Origin of the sequence: Inquilinus limosus DSM 16000, from assembly GCF_000423185.1 — a bacterium.
GTDB lineage: Bacteria > Pseudomonadota > Alphaproteobacteria > DSM-16000 > Inquilinaceae > Inquilinus > Inquilinus limosus.
Genome location: NZ_AUHM01000009.1, coordinates 182,777 through 196,610 on the forward strand (window position 1 = coordinate 182,777; position 13,834 = coordinate 196,610).

At 70.9% G+C, this 13,834-nt stretch carries 12 protein-coding genes and 1 riboswitch; of the genes, 3 read left to right on the plus strand and 9 right to left on the minus strand.

The window, feature by feature from the left end; genetic code table 11:
- Nucleotides 1-24 precede the first annotated feature (24 nt).
- A complete protein-coding gene (locus G537_RS37590) occupies nt 25-2,781 on the plus strand; it encodes an AMP-binding protein (protein ID WP_064742118.1) in 2,757 nt (918 codons plus the stop codon).
- A gap of 103 nt (nt 2,782-2,884) precedes the next feature.
- Nucleotides 2,885-3,826: an EamA family transporter RarD gene (gene rarD, locus G537_RS37595; protein WP_034851429.1), complete on the plus strand. Its 942-nt coding sequence runs from the start codon at nt 2,885-2,887 to the stop codon at nt 3,824-3,826.
- Between the two features lie 61 nt (nt 3,827-3,887).
- Here the strand turns inward: rarD and rpsD are convergent, their stop codons facing one another.
- The 4 genes from rpsD to G537_RS0111910 form a co-directional block, all read right to left on the minus strand.
- Nucleotides 3,888-4,502 (minus strand): 30S ribosomal protein S4, encoded by a 615-nt coding sequence (rpsD, locus tag G537_RS0111895; protein WP_026870307.1) that lies wholly within the window; start codon nt 4,500-4,502, stop codon nt 3,888-3,890.
- Nucleotides 4,503-4,645: 143 nt separating this feature from the next.
- Nucleotides 4,646-5,410, minus strand: a complete 765-nt coding sequence (locus G537_RS0111900) for an ABC transporter ATP-binding protein (RefSeq protein WP_026870308.1) — start codon at nt 5,408-5,410, stop codon at nt 4,646-4,648.
- Nucleotides 5,407-6,441, minus strand: a complete 1,035-nt coding sequence (locus G537_RS0111905; RefSeq protein WP_026870309.1) for a FecCD family ABC transporter permease — start codon at nt 6,439-6,441, stop codon at nt 5,407-5,409. The genes G537_RS0111900 and G537_RS0111905 overlap by 4 nt, the downstream gene beginning before the upstream one ends.
- Entirely contained in the window at nt 6,438-7,472 is a 1,035-nt protein-coding gene (locus tag G537_RS0111910) for an ABC transporter substrate-binding protein (RefSeq protein WP_034851430.1), read from the minus strand. The genes G537_RS0111905 and G537_RS0111910 overlap by 4 nt, the downstream gene beginning before the upstream one ends.
- Nucleotides 7,473-7,505: 33 nt before the next feature.
- A riboswitch (cobalamin riboswitch) is annotated at nt 7,506-7,734 on the minus strand.
- Nucleotides 7,735-7,912: 178 nt separating this feature from the next.
- Between G537_RS0111910 and G537_RS37600 the strand changes: the two genes are divergently transcribed.
- On the plus strand, nt 7,913-9,139 hold the full coding sequence (locus tag G537_RS37600; RefSeq protein WP_051248332.1) for an ROK family transcriptional regulator: 1,227 nt from the start codon (nt 7,913-7,915) through the stop codon (nt 9,137-9,139).
- A 6-nt stretch (nt 9,140-9,145) separates the two neighbouring features.
- On the opposite strand, the gene G537_RS0111920 is transcribed toward G537_RS37600, so the two are convergent.
- From G537_RS0111920 to G537_RS0111940, 5 genes are read right to left on the minus strand one after another with little or no spacing between them, the layout of a single operon-like run.
- Nucleotides 9,146-10,156 carry an SIS domain-containing protein gene (locus G537_RS0111920; RefSeq protein WP_026870311.1) on the minus strand — a complete coding sequence of 337 codons (1,011 nt, stop codon included), beginning with the start codon at nt 10,154-10,156 and terminating at the stop codon, nt 9,146-9,148.
- Between the two features lie 33 nt (nt 10,157-10,189).
- Nucleotides 10,190-11,071, minus strand: coding sequence for an ABC transporter substrate-binding protein (locus G537_RS0111925; protein ID WP_026870312.1), 882 nt, complete (start codon nt 11,069-11,071; stop codon nt 10,190-10,192).
- 46 nt (nt 11,072-11,117) lie between these two features.
- Nucleotides 11,118-11,903, minus strand: coding sequence for an amino acid ABC transporter ATP-binding protein (locus G537_RS0111930; protein ID WP_026870313.1), 786 nt, complete (start codon nt 11,901-11,903; stop codon nt 11,118-11,120).
- Entirely contained in the window at nt 11,903-12,799 is an 897-nt protein-coding gene (locus G537_RS37605; RefSeq protein WP_034851431.1) for an amino acid ABC transporter permease, read from the minus strand. The genes G537_RS0111930 and G537_RS37605 overlap by 1 nt, the downstream gene beginning before the upstream one ends.
- Nucleotides 12,796-13,764 (minus strand): N-acetylglucosamine kinase, encoded by a 969-nt coding sequence (locus G537_RS0111940; RefSeq protein WP_211230362.1) that lies wholly within the window; start codon nt 13,762-13,764, stop codon nt 12,796-12,798. The genes G537_RS37605 and G537_RS0111940 overlap by 4 nt, the downstream gene beginning before the upstream one ends.
- Nucleotides 13,765-13,834: the final 70 nt, after the last annotated feature.

Below are 13,834 nucleotides of genomic sequence, written 5' to 3' on the forward strand. Positions count from 1 at the left end.
GTGTCCGCGCCTGCCGTCGAGCCGATGCTTCCCGGCAGGACGCCGGCTGATCCATCGAGGCAGCCGGGCGGGCTCCATACGCTGTGCGATCTGGTCGCATCGCTTCCCGGACATGAGCGACAGCCCGCGCTTCTCGCCTTCCACCGGAAGGGCATGGAAACGTTGTCCTATGCCGATCTGAGCGATCGGATCGACATGGTCGCGCGCCGCCTGGTCCGGGCGGGAGTCGGCAAGGGCGACAGGGTCGCCCTGTCCGCGGACAACCGCCCCGAATGGATCGCGGCCTGCCTGGCCGTGATCAGGATCGGCGCCGTGATCGTGCCGATCGATCCGCAACTCGGGGACGACACCTTCAAGCACGTCCTGAACGACAGCGGCGCCAGGACGATCATCCTCGCGGCCGCGGGCGAGGAACGGGTGCGGATGCTCGGGGGCGTCGCCGAGCCGACCTTCATCCGCCTGGACGATGCGGAAGGCGGGCAGGATCGGGGACGGGGTCCGAGCGGTGAGGCCGAAACGCGCCCCGTGGAGCCGGAGGATCCCGCGTGCCTGTTCTACACCTCCGGCACGACCGGACCGCCGAAGGGCGTCCCGCTCACCCATGCCAATATCGCCTTCCAGCTCAACGCCGTCGTTGCGGCCGGTCTGGTCCGGCCCGGGGACCGGGTTCTGCTGCCGCTGCCCCTGCATCATGTCTACCCCTTCGTGCTCGCCATGCTGGCGCCGCTCGCGCTCGGCCTTCCGATCGTGATGCCGCGTGCCCTGACCGGACCGCAGGTGGCGAAGGCGATGCACGACGGCGGGGTGACGCTGATCATGGGCGTGCCCCGACTGTACCGCGCCTTCGACGCCAACCTCCGGGCCCGGTTCGAGGCGCGCGGGCGGATCGCCGCCGGGGTGTTCCGGGCCGGCACGGCGGGGGCCACATGGCTGCGCCGCCGCTTCGGCCTGCGTCCGGGCAAGCTGCTGCGGCCGCTGCATCGGCGGATCGCCCCGAAGCTGCGCCTGCTCGTCTCCGGCGGGGCGGCGCTCGATGCCGGGCTGGCGCTGCGGCTGGAAGGTCTCGGATGGCGGGTCGCGACCGGTTACGGCCTGACCGAGACCTCGCCCATGCTCACATGGAACCTTCCGGACGAAGGCAGGCTCGAAAGCGCCGGCAGGCCGGTGCCCGGAGTCGAACTCCGCATCGCACCCGTGCGGACGGACGATGAGGAGGCCGCGCCGGACGCTGCCGAGGGGCGCGAATACGGAGAGATCCTGGCGCGCGGCCCCGGCGTCTTCGCCGGCTATCGCAACCTGCCGGACAAGACCCGGGAGGCGTTCACCGACGACGGATGGTTCCGGACCGGCGATCTCGGGTTCCTCGACGGCGACGGCTATCTCCACATCGTCGGCCGGGTCTCGACGATGATCGTCACCGAGGGCGGCAAGAACATCCAGCCCGAGGCCGTCGAGGACGCCTATGCCGCGAGTCCGGAGATCCGGGAGATCGGCGTGCTGCAGAAGGACGGACGCCTGGTGGCCGTGATCCTGCCCGAGAGCGGCAGGATCGGCCGCGGCGAGCAGGCCAGGCAGGCCCTCGACGCGGCGCTGCGCGCCCGGTCGCGACAGCTGCCTTCGTATCAGCGCCTGTCGGACTATGCAGTGACCAACGAGCCGCTGCCGCGGACCCGCCTCGGAAAGCCGCGCCGTCATCTGCTGGAAGCCCGCTTCGACCGGGCCAAGCAAGGCAAGGAGGACGAGACGGCCACGGCCAAGGCTGCGCCGATCCGGCCCGAGGAGATGTCCACCGACGATCGGGCGCTGCTTCGGGACCGCGCCGCGCGGGACGTCTGGACCTGGTTGGCGGAACGATACGCCGACCGGCGCCTGACGCCGGACAGCAGCCCGCAACTGGATCTGGGCATCGATTCCCTGGAATGGCTGACCCTGTCGCTGGAGATCGGGCAGCGGGTCGGCGTCGACCTGACCGAGGAGGCGATCACCCGGATCGAGACCATCCGCGATCTGCTGCGCGAGGTCGCCGAGGCCGCGGCGGCGGGCGAGACCTTCGAAGCCTCGATCCTGGACGATCCCGAAGCCCATCTGAACGACGAGCAGAAGCGCTGGCTCGAGCCCCTGGGGCCACGGCAGGCGCGCATCGCGGACGGAGTCTACGTCCTCAACCGGGGGATCATGCGCCTGTTCTACCGGCTGCACGTCGAGGGGCGAGAGCGCCTGCCGGAGGGACAAGCCGTGTTCACGCCGACGCATGGCAGCCTGCTCGACCCGTTCGCGATCGCCGCTGCCCTCGACCGCCGGCGCCTCGCCCGCACCTTCTGGGCCGGCGATGCGGATTGGGCGTTCGGAAACGCCGTCGTCCGGTCGTTCAGCCGGCTGGCGCAGGCCGTGCCGATCCACGCCGAGCGCGGATTCATGTCCGGGATGGCGCTCGGCGCCGCGGTGCTGAAGCGCGGCGACAGCCTGATCTGGTTTCCCGAGGGCCAGCGGGCACGGCAGCCCGGGGTCCAGGACTTCATGCCGGGCATCGGGCTGCTCCTGGAGCGATTTCCCGTTCCGGTCGTTCCGGTGGCGATCCACGGGGCGCACGAGGCGTTCCCGCCCGGCCGCGCCCTCCCGCGGCCCGGCCGGGTCAAGCTGGTGTTCGGGGATACCCTCGATCCCGCGATGCTCGACACGGAGGGGACCGGCAACCGGGCGTCGCGCCGGATCACCGATGCCCTGCATCGCCGGGTCGAGGAGCTCTACCAGCGAACGCGCCCAGGCGGCCCGGCCTCCTGATCGACCTGTCGCCAGCCGGCCGCAGGGCAGCCATGTCGGCCGGCGCTTCGCCGCGGCCCGGCCCGCCGGCTATCGTCGGGCCCGAGTCACATCCGGGACGATCATGGCCGTCGACGTTTCTTCCAGCCGCAGCCGCGCCGGCCTCGGGGCCGGCGCGGCGCTGGGCGCGTTCCTGATCTGGGGCTTCGCGCCGCTCTACTTCAAGGCGGTCGAGCATATCGGCGCCTGGCAGATCGTGGCGCACCGCATCCTGTGGAGCGTCGTCATCCTGGGCCTGCTGCTGCTGGCCCTGGGGCGGCTGCACGAGATCCGCGACGTGGCGCGCAGCCGCCGCCGCTTCCTGACCTATTGCGCCACCACCGCCCTGGTCACCACCAACTGGAGCGTCTTCATCTGGGCGGTGCTGAACGGCTATCTGGTGCAGTCGGCGCTCGGCTACTACCTCAGCCCGCTGGTCAACGTGCTGCTCGGCGTCGCCTTCCTGGGCGAGCGGCTGGGCCGGATGCAGGTGGTCGCCGTCGGCCTAGCCGCGGCCGGCGTCCTGATCTCGGTGATCGGCGCCGGCGAGATCCCCTGGATCGCGCTGGTCCTGGCCTCGACCTGGGGCTTCTACGGGCTGATCCGCAAGCGCGAGAAGATCGACCCCTTCGTCGGGCTGATGGTCGAGACCGGCTTCCTGCTGCCGGTCTGCCTGGCCTATCTGCTGTGGCTGTGGAGCCAGGGCGCGGGCGCCTTCGGCCCGGTCATGGCCGGCGGCGAAGGCTGGGCCATGTCGGTGGCGCTGATGGCCTCCGGCGTGATCACCGGCCTGCCGATCGTGCTGTACATGATCGGGGCGCGGCACCTGCCCCTGTCGACCGTCGGGCTGCTGCAGTACCTGGCGCCGAGCATCAACCTGGTCCTGGCCACGCTGGTGTTCGAGGAGCCGCTGCGGCCGGCCACGCTGGTGACCTTCGCCTTCATCTGGGCCGGCCTCGCCCTGTTCACCGTCGACGCCACCCGGCGGGCGAGGCTGCCGGTGGCCACGCGCCACGGTGTCGGCTGAGAGCCTGAAACGAAAAGGGGCGCCCGAGGGCGCCCCTTCCGCTTGTCGACAGCCGGCTGGATCAGCGGCTGTAGAACTCGACCACCAAGTTCGGCTCCATCTGGACCGGGTACGGCACGTCGGCCAGGGCCGGGGTGCGCACCAGCTTGCCCTTGAAGGCGCCGTGGTCGACCTCGATGTAGTCCGGCACCTCGCGCTCGGCGGAAGCGATGGCGCCCAGGATCAGCGCCAGCTCACGCGACTTCTGCTTGACCTCGATCACGTCGCCCTCCTTGACCTGGTAGGAGGGGATGTTGAGGCGCTTGCCGTTCACCAGGATGTGGCCGTGGTTGACGATCTGGCGGGCGGCGAACACGGTCGGCACGAACTTCATCCGGTACACGACGGTGTCCAGGCGGCGCTCCAGCAGGCCGATCAGGTTCTCGCCGGTGTCGCCCTTGCGGCGCACGGCCTCTTCGAACAGGCGGCGGAACTGCTTCTCGCCGATGTTGCCGTAGTAGCCCTTCAGCTTCTGCTTCGACATCAGCTGGGTGCCGAAATCGGTAGGCTTCTTGCGCCGCTGGCCGTGCTGGCCCGGGCCGTATTCGCGGTTGTTCAGGGGGCTCTTCGGACGGCCCCAGAGGTTGACGCCGAGACGGCGGTCGATCTTGTGCTTCGAATTCAGGCGCTTGCTCACGCGCGCGATCCTTCTCTCATGTTGTCCCGGTAGGCCCTGCCGACGGCAGGGCGGGGCGCCGGCTCACGCACCGGACCCGCATTCCCGGGAATGGAAGCGGTGAAGAACGCGATTTCCCGCCGAAAGTCAAGCCCGAAGGCCTTTCATCCCGGCAGATAGTGGATATGCGGCCGGCCGTGATGCGGCGACCGCTCGACATGGGCGCGCACGCCGAACACCTCGCGGATGCGGGGCCCGGTCAGCACCTCCTCCGGCGCGCCGGCGCAGACCACCCGTCCCTGCTGCAGCAGGGCGACGGTATCGCAGAACATGGCGGCCAGGTTGAGGTCGTGCAGGGCGACGATGCTGGTCGCCGGCAGCCGGCCGACCAGGGCCAGGATCTCCAGCTGATGCTGCACGTCGAGATGGTTGGTCGGCTCGTCCAACAGCAGCTCGGTCGGCGTCTGGGCCAGGGCGCGAGCGATCTGCGCCCGCTGCCGCTCCCCGCCCGACAACGTGTGCCAGGGCTGGTGGCGCCGGCCCTCCAGCCCGACCCGGCACAGCGCCTCCTCCACCGCCGCGTCGTCGCGCGCGGTCCAGGGCGACAGCGGGCCGCGATGCGGCGTGCGGCCGAGCCGGACAATGTCGAGCACCGTCACCTGGGCCTCGGTCGCCGCCTGCTGCTCGACCAGCGCGATGCGGCGGGCGATGGCGGCGCGCGGCAGGCCGGCGATGTCGGCGCCGCCCAGCGTGATCACGCCGCTGTCCACCCGCCGCAGGCGGCAGATCAGGCGGAGAAGCGTGGACTTGCCGGCCCCGTTCGGGCCCAGGAGGCCCAGCATCCGGCCGGGCGCCGCCTGCAGCGTGACGCCGTCGACGATCATCCGCCCGCCCGCGCCCCAGCGCACGTCATGTGCCGCGATCGTCATGCCGCCCGCCTCGCCCGGTAGAGCAGGACGGCGAAGGCCGGGGCGCCGAACAGGGCGGTGACCACGCCGATCGGCAGGACCTGCTGCGGGATGAGGGTGCGCGAGACGATGTCGGCCAGCACCATGAAGATGGCGCCGATCATCGCCGCTGCCGGCAACAGCCTTGCATGGCCGGGTCCGACCAGGAAGCGCGCCGCATGCGGGATGACCAGGCCGACGAAGCCGACCGACCCGACGATGCTGACCATGGTCGCGGTCATCGCCGCGGTCGCGGCGAACAGCACCACGCGCACCCGCGTCACCGCAATGCCGAGCGACGCGGCGGCATCCGCCCCGAAGGTGAAGGCATCGAGCGCGCGGGCGTGCAGGAGGCAGAGGACGAAGCCGAGCGCCGCGACCGGGGCCGCGACCTGCACGTCCGGCCAGCGCACCCCGCCGAGGCTGCCGAGCAGCCAGAACATCACGCCGCGCGCCTGCTCGGCATTGGCCGAGGTGGTGACGATGGTGGAGGTCACGGCGTTGAACAGCTGCGACCCGGCAACGCCGGCCAGGATGATGCGGTCGGTGCCGCCCCCGGCCCCGGCCGCCAGCAGCGACACCAGGGCGAAGGCGAGGACGGCGCCGATGAAGGCGCCGCCGGACAGCGAGACGGCGCCGCCGCCGAAGCCCGCGATCATCACCGCGACGGCGCCGGTCGACGCCCCGGCCGAGATGCCGAGGACGTAGGGCTCGGCCAACGGATTGCGCAGCAGCGCCTGCAGGATCGCGCCGGACAAGGCCAGCGCTGCGCCGCAGCAGGCCGCCACCAGGGCGCGACTGAGCCGGTAGTCCCAGATCACCCCTTCCTGGATCGGGCTAAGTGCGAAGCCGGTGCCGAGCAGCCGGTTGGCCACGGCCTGGACAGTCGTGGCGAGCGGGATCGGCATCTCGCCGATCGACACGGCGAGGGCGATGGCCGCGGCCAGCGCCGCCAGGGACAGGAGGGCCAGCAGGGCGCGGACGCCCCAGCCGCCGCCGAGGAGCGGCCTCATCCCCCGAGCCCGAAGCTCTTGATGGCGCGGGCCAGCGCCTCGATGCCGTCGACGGCGCGGATCGAGGGCTGCATGGCCTGCACATCCATCGGCACGAAGCGCTTCTGCTTCACCGCCTCCAGCCGGCCGGTCACCGGGTCGGTCTCCAGGAAGTTCAGCTTCACCGCGGTGCCGTCGGCCGGGTAGCGGCGGCGGCTCATCTCCGCCATCACGATGATCGCGGGATCGGCGGCGGCGATCCGTTCCCAGCTCACCAGCGGCCACTCCTCCTCCGTGGTGATGACGTTGCGGGCGCCGAGCTGCTGCAGGATGTAGGCCGGCACACCGTTCCTCCCGGCGACGAAGGCCTCGCCGTCCACCTCCTTGCTGGAGAACCAGAACACCACCGGCACGTTCTCGGCCCGCAGCCCCGCCACCGAGGCGATGGCGGCGGCCTCGCGCTTCTCGAGCTCGGCGACCAGCGCCTCACTGCGGTCGGCGACATCGAAGATCCGCGCCAGGTCCCGGATCTCCTGATAGACGAGGTCCATGGTGAACAGCTGCTTGCGGACGCCGTCGCCGCCGCCGGAATTGTCCTTGGCGACGCAGTCGGCCGGCGAGACGTAGGTCGGGATGCCGAGAGCGGCGAACTGCTCGCGCGTGCCGACCGAGCCCTGCGGCCCGACATGCCATTCGAACTGTGCGGTCACCAGCTCCGGCTCCTGCTCCACCACGGATTCGAAGCTGGGGTCGTTGTCGGCCAGGCGCTTGATCCTGTCGTTCGCCGCCTCGTAGCCCTTCAGCACCGGGCCGAACCAGACGGCGGTGCCGACGATGCGGTCGGCCAGGCCGAGCGACAGCAGGATCTCGGTGCTGCTCTGGCCGATCGCCACGGCCCGCCGCGGGGCGTGGCCGAAGGTGACGTCGACGCCGCAGTTGCGGATGGTCAGCGGGTACCGCGTCGGCCCGGCCGAGGCGGCCGGCGACAGGACGAAGGACAGCAGCCCGGCCAGAGCCAGGGCACGCCGATGGAAGGAACGGATGACCGTCACGGATGCCTCCTGCCCGGGCCACCCCGCCCGGAAATGGATTGCGCGGCGACGGCAGGTCTCCTGGCTCGCGGATCATGGCTTCGCGTCGGCCTTCCCACCCGCACCGCGGGCAGTGGCATGGCCCTTGAGGGGCCGCGAGGACGCTCGGCGATCCGCTGACAGTTGCGGGGGCAGCCACGGATTCCGCCCCCATGCGCTTGATTGGGGGCGCCACCGTGTTCCCTTTTGATCCCGTGCGGGAACCGTCGCCGGAATGTGTATCAGCGGCGCCGAGAGCCGGTCAATCGAGCGGATATCCCCGGCGGAGCCATCGGGTGAAGCGGTGAGTCCTCCTATTGTCATGCCCAGAATGAGCCGGCCGATCGCGAGATCGGCGGTTCGGGTTTCGAAGCCGCTGCGCTTGCCCTATCATCGGCCGGTTTCTCCGCCACAGCGTGTCGATGCCGAACCCGCCGAAAGTTCCTCCGGTTGCCGGGCCGCCGCCCGCCCTCACCGAAAGCGCCCGCGCGGTCCTGCGGACCGTGTCGACCTCCGGGCCGATCACCCGGCCGCAGCTGGGCGCCCTCCTCGCCTTCTCCAAACCGACCATGTCGGCCGCCGTCGGCGAGCTCGAAGCGCACGGTCTGGTCGCGTCCCAGGGCATCACCAAGGGCCCGACCGGCCGGACCGCCGTCACCTACGGCCTCGGGCCCCAGGCCGGTACCGTCATCGGCGTCGATGCGGGCACCACCCACACCCATGCGATCGCGGCCGGGCTGGACGGGCGGCCAATTGCCGAGGCCGACCTGCCCTCATCGGAGATCGAAGGCGCGGTGGAGCAGGTGCTGGACCGCGTCCGCCGGGACGGGCCGCTGCGGGCGATCGCCGTGGCGGTGCCGACGATCGTCTCCTCAGCCCTGGCGCCGCGCGGCCGGGGCAAGGACCTCCCGACCATCGCACAGCGCCTGCAAGATCGCTTCCGCGTGCCGATCCTGCTGGAGAACAACGTCAACTGCGCCGCCCTGGCGGAGCTGCGCGAAGGCACGGCCCAGGGACGGGCGTCATTCATCTACCTGCAGGTCGGGGTCAAGATCGGCCTCGGCATCATCATCGACGGCCGGCTGTTCCGCGGCTTCAACGGCGCGGCCGGCGAAGTCGGGCGCCTGCCCTTTCCCTGGTCGGCGACGGAGACGCCAAGGCTGGAGGCGCTGGAGGAGTATCTGGGTTCGGCGAGCCTGGTCGCCCGTTGCGCCCGCGACTGGCCGGCCGAGGAGGGCGCGCCGCCGAAGAGCGCCGAGGAGCTGTTCGCGCGGGCCGCGATCTCGGCACATGCGCGCACCTGCATCGACCGGCACGCCGCCGATATCGGCCGGCTGGTGGCCGCCTGTGTCGGAGTGCTCGATCCGGGTCTGGCCGTGCTGGGCGGCGGCGTCGGCCAGAACGAGCTGATGGTGGAGCAGATCGCCCGCACGGTCGCGGAGCTGACCTGGCCGACCGAGATCGCGGTCAGCCGGCTGACCCGGAGGGCCACGGTGCTCGGCGCCGTCGGGCTGGCGGCGGATTACAGCCTCGGTACGCTGCTGGGCGAGGACCGGCGCCCGGCCTTCTCGCTGCTGCCTGCGGCCGACGGGGCGGAGGAGCCGCGGCCCGCCCGCCGCATGGCGCGGGCAGCGGGCGGGCCGCGCTGACCCGGGTCAGGCTGCCTTCAGGGGCAGCTTGGTGTCGGTCTGCCGGTAACGGAAGTTGCATTCCGGCAGGCCGGCCGCTTCGGCGAGGTCGGCGATCAGCAGTTGCGCCGGGATGGCCTGCAGGATCGCGCCCGGCAGCCCAGTCCCGGGCACCGGGATCACCACCAGGTTCTTCGCCTCGGCCACGTCGCGCCGTGCGGTGACCAGGACCGACGGGATCCCGAAGCCCGCGAGATCCTGCGCCAGCTTCACCTCCCGCCCGTCACCGAACAGGATTACGCCGCTGCGAGGGTCGTTCGGCTCCATCGGACCGTGCAGGAAGTTCAGCGTGTCCCAGCCTTGCGCCGCGACGCGCACGGCCTCGCGGATCAGAAGCGCGGCGTAGCCGGCGGTGCCGAAGGCGATGCCGGCGCCGACGCAGTCGATGGCGATGCGGCCAGCCAGCAGCGCCGACGCCTTCGCCACCGGCTCGGTCACGGCGGCGAGCACCTCCTCGGCCGTCGCCGGCAGCGCCGCCCAATCGGCACCCGAGGAACGGCCGGCCCGGTCCGCCAGCAGGCCGATCGCCTGCAGCGCGCAGATATAGCTGGTGGTGTTCGGGCCGCTGTCTGGGCCGCTCGCCGTCGCGATCATGGTCCGCGCGATCTCGCCCAGCGGCGTCGCGGCCGCATTGGCGATGCCGAAGGTCGCGGCCTGCGGCCGGACCCGGATCGCCTGAGCGGGCTCGACGCTGCGTCCGGAAGCGGAGATCGCGACATAGGCGTCGGCCGCGTCGATCGCCGGGTCGTAGAGGTCGGTGCCGGGCAGCGCGAAGGCCCGGATGCCCTGGCCGCGCATCGCCGCGGCACCGGCCTCGGCCGCGTAGAGGCTGGCGCCGATGCCGACCAGGGCGACAGTTCCCCGCCGCAACGGCGCCAGATCCGCCCGCTCCAGCGTCCCGGCCACGGCCTGCCGGCTCGCCTCCAGCGCCTTCGGCTGCAGGGCGATGCCATCGCGGTAACTGACTCTGTCTGTCATGGGTCTGGTCCGTTGCAGTCGGGGAAAGGCAGCTCAGTCGAGCTTCATGTAATCGGCCCAGCGGGCCGCATCGTTGACGGTGATGGTCGAGACGGCGTTCTGGCTGAGGCCCCACTTCTCGAAGATCTTCCCGTAGGTGCCGTCGTCGATCATCTTCTGCAGCGTGGCCTTGATCGCGTCGCGCAGCTCCGGGTTGTTCTTGCCGACCAGGATGCCCTGGTAGCCCACGGCGTATTTGGCGGTTTCCACCAGTTCCAGCTTCTTGCCGGTCTGCGGCTGATGGGCCAGCGTGTAGGCGGCCACCCCGACCGTATCGAGCGAGACGTCGAGGCGCCCGCTGCGCATCGCCACCTTGGCCTGGTCGTTCGACGGGAACTGCAGCACCTCCAGCGGCTTGTCGGCCGGGCACAGCTCCTTCTGCTTGTCGAGCAGCTGCAGCGGGATCGAGCCCTGCACCGCGCCGGCGCGCAGGCCGCAGATGTCGCTGATTTTCTTGATGTTGTGCGGGTTGCCCTCGAGCACGATCAGCCCGGTGCCCTCGAGCGTGTAGTCGATGATGTCGAGGATCTTCTCGCGTTCGACGAAATCGCCGAAGGCCGACATGCCGAGGTCGAAGCGACCGGCCTGGATCGCCGGGATGATGCTGGCGAACTGGGCGGGGGAGAAGGTGAACTTCACCCCCAGCCGCGCCGCCATCTCGGCGGCCAGGTCCTGCTCCAGCCCGATCAGCGTCGTGTTGTCGGCGTCGTAGAAGTCGTAGGGCGGCTGCTGCGGGTCGGTGCCGACCCGGATCTCGCCCGACTGGCGGATCGATTCCGGCAGCATCGCCCGTAGCGCGGGGTCGACCTCGGCCGCCTGGGCCGCGTCGGCGCCGAGGATTGCGGCGGCGGCCAGAACGAAGAGTCTGCTCATCATTGTCTCACTCCCTGTTTGCGTTGCACGGTTCGTCTCCCGGCGACGGTCAGCGGACCCGCCGCAGGAAGGCCTGGGCGCGCTGGTGCCGCGGGCGGTCCAGCACCTCGGCGGCCGTCCCCTCCTCCACCACCACGCCCTGGTCCATGAAGATCACCCGGTCCGCGACCTCGCGGGCGAAGCCCAGCTCATGGGTGACGACCAGCATCGTCATGCCCTCGGCGGCCAGGCGCTTCATCACCGCCAGCACCTCGCCGACCAGTTCCGGGTCGAGGGCCGAGGTCGGCTCGTCGAACAGCATCAGCTTCGGACGCATGGCCAGCGCCCGGGCGATCGCCACACGCTGCTGCTGGCCACCCGACAATTGCTGCGGATAGGCCTGAGCCTTATCGCTGAGATCGACCATCTCCAGCAGCGCCCGGGCGCGGGCGACGACGTCCTGGCGCGGCTCGCCGCGGATCAGCACCGGCGCCTGGACGATGTTCTCCAGCACGTCGAGATGCGGGAACAGGTTGAAGCGCTGGAACACCATACCGATGTCGCGGCGCTGGCGGGCCAGCTCGGCGGCCTTCAGCTCGTACAGGCGATCGCCGTGGCGGCGGTAGCCGATCAGCTCACCATCGACCAGGATCTCGCCGCCGCTGACCTTCTCCAGATGGTTGATGCAGCGCAGGAAGGTCGACTTGCCGCTGCCCGACGGGCCCAGCATGCAGGCGACCTCGCCCTTCCGGATGGTCAGGTCGATGCCCGACAGCACATGCAGGTTGTCGAAGGCCTTGCGAACGCCGATCGCCTCGACCATCGGCCGCGCCGCCTCCTGTCCGACGGCGCCCATCAGCCCTGCCTCCCCGCCGCGCCGAGGATCCGGCGAGCCTTCGACGGTCCGCGGTCGCTGCGGGCGAGGCGCCGCTCGATCCAGGCCTGGCCGAGGGAGGCGGCCGTGGTCAGCACCAGGTACCAGATGCTGGCAACGATCAGCAGCTCGATGATCAGGAAGTTCTTGGCGTAGATGTTCTGGACCCGCGTCAGCAGGTCCTGCGCTGCCACCACCGAGACCAGCGAGGTGGTCTTCAGCATCGAGATGGTTTGGTTGCCGATCGGCGGGATGATGACGCGCAGCGCCTGCGGCAGAACGATCCGGGTCAGTGTCTGAAACGGGGTGTAGCCGAGCGCCGTCGCCGCCTCGGTCTGCCCCTTGTCGACGGCCAGGAGGCCGCCGCGGACGATCTCCGCCACATAGGCGGATTCGTTCAGGCTGAGCGCCAGGAGGGCCGCCGTGAAGGCCGAGATCAGCGTGTTGGTCTCGACATGCAGCGGCCCGATGTCGACGGCCGGGATGAACAGCTGGATGTTGAACCAGAAGATGATCTGCACCAGCAGCGGCGTGCCGCGGAAGAACCAGATGTAGAAGGCGGCGAAGCCGGACAGGATCGGGTTCGACGCCAGCCGCATCATCGCCAGCACGATCCCGGCCAGGATGCTGATCGCCATGGCGAGGACGGTGAACACCAGGGTCAGCTGGATGCCGTCCAGGATCGTCGGGTCGAACAGATAGGTCCCGATCGCGTCCCACTGCACGTTCCGGCTGCTGGCGACCAGGGCGGCGAAGCCCAGCACGACGGCCATCAGCAGGGTGGCGCCGAGCCGCTGGCCCCAGTATCGCGCCGGGATGATCCGCAGCCCCGAGGGACTCGGCATGCGCCCGACGGGCGCCGCGTCAGTCGCTGTCATCGCATCCTCCGATCGCTGTCGGGCAGGACGGCCGCCGTCATCCCCGGCCGCGGCAGCTGCGGCGGGAGATCGCCTCGGATCAGGGCTTCGGCCAGGCGAATCGCCCCGAAAGCCGGTGGGGTGGTCAGGAGCGTCACGGTCCAGCCGGGCACCTGCTCGGCCACCGCCGCCTCGAAGGCCCGCATCAGCCGCGGCTGGCGCGTGATGACGCCGCCGCCGGCGACCACGCAGCCGCCTTTCGCCCCGCGATTCACCAGCCGCCGGACCAGGAGCGCCAGGGACCGGCCGCCGGCCTCGATGACGCTCCGGGCGAGCTCCGACCCGCCCTCGGCGGCGGCGAACAGGGCGGGAGCATGACGGCCGATCCCGGCGGCGCTGCCCTCGGCCGCCAAGGTCTTGCCGAGCCGCACCGGGTCGTCGATGTCGAGGATCCCGAGCAGCGCCTGCGCCAACGGGTCCAGGGGCTGGCCTCGGTCCAGCGCGTCCCGCACCGCCCGGGCGGCGTCCCGCACCAGGCCGCTGGCGCTGCCTTCGTCGCCGAGGAACCAGCCCCAGCCCCCGGCCGTCAGCATGGTGCCGTCGGGCAGACGGGCGACGGCGATCGAACCGGTGCCGGCGATGACGGAGATTCCCATGGCTCGGCCGGCCGCCGGCAGCAGCAGCTCGGAATCGTTGAGGACGAGGACCGCGCCGCCCGTCCGGACCGCGATCAGATCCTGGAACGCCCGGCATTGATCGGTGCTGTCGCAGCCATGCGCGCCGACCACGATGGCGGCCGGTTCGGCGCCGCGCGCCGCGTCGCGGACCATGGCGACAAGCGCCGCCGCATCCTCCTCGGGGAGATGGCGACGCCAGCCCCCGGTCATGCCGATCCGGTCGGCCAGGGTGATGCCGTCCCGCGCCACGACCAGCTGCGTCTTGGTACCCCCGATATCGACGCCGACAACGATATCGCTTGCCACCATGCCTCCCACGGCTTCGCTCAATGCGAGTTAGTTAACCTAACTAACTCGAAGGCGCAATGGTCTTCCACTC

Excerpts from the sequence above, each read along its gene's own strand:
- G537_RS0111905 (WP_026870309.1), bottom strand. The coding sequence starts at position 6,441 with ATGAGGCCGCTCCTCGGCGGCGGCTGGGGCGTCCGCGCCCTGCTGGCC.
- G537_RS37605 (WP_034851431.1), bottom strand. The coding sequence starts at position 12,799 with ATGACAGCGACTGACGCGGCGCCCGTCGGGCGCATGCCGAGTCCCTCG.
- G537_RS0111900 (WP_026870308.1), bottom strand. The coding sequence starts at position 5,410 with ATGACGATCGCGGCACATGACGTGCGCTGGGGCGCGGGCGGGCGGATG.
- G537_RS0111925 (WP_026870312.1), bottom strand. The coding sequence starts at position 11,071 with ATGATGAGCAGACTCTTCGTTCTGGCCGCCGCCGCAATCCTCGGCGCC.
- G537_RS37590 (WP_064742118.1), top strand. The coding sequence starts at position 25 with ATGCTTCCCGGCAGGACGCCGGCTGATCCATCGAGGCAGCCGGGCGGG.
- G537_RS37600 (WP_051248332.1), top strand. The coding sequence starts at position 7,913 with ATGCCGAACCCGCCGAAAGTTCCTCCGGTTGCCGGGCCGCCGCCCGCC.
- G537_RS0111920 (WP_026870311.1), bottom strand. The coding sequence starts at position 10,156 with ATGACAGACAGAGTCAGTTACCGCGATGGCATCGCCCTGCAGCCGAAG.
- G537_RS0111940 (WP_211230362.1), bottom strand. The coding sequence starts at position 13,764 with ATGGTGGCAAGCGATATCGTTGTCGGCGTCGATATCGGGGGTACCAAG.
- rarD (WP_034851429.1), top strand. The coding sequence starts at position 2,885 with ATGGCCGTCGACGTTTCTTCCAGCCGCAGCCGCGCCGGCCTCGGGGCC.
- G537_RS0111930 (WP_026870313.1), bottom strand. The coding sequence starts at position 11,903 with ATGGGCGCCGTCGGACAGGAGGCGGCGCGGCCGATGGTCGAGGCGATC.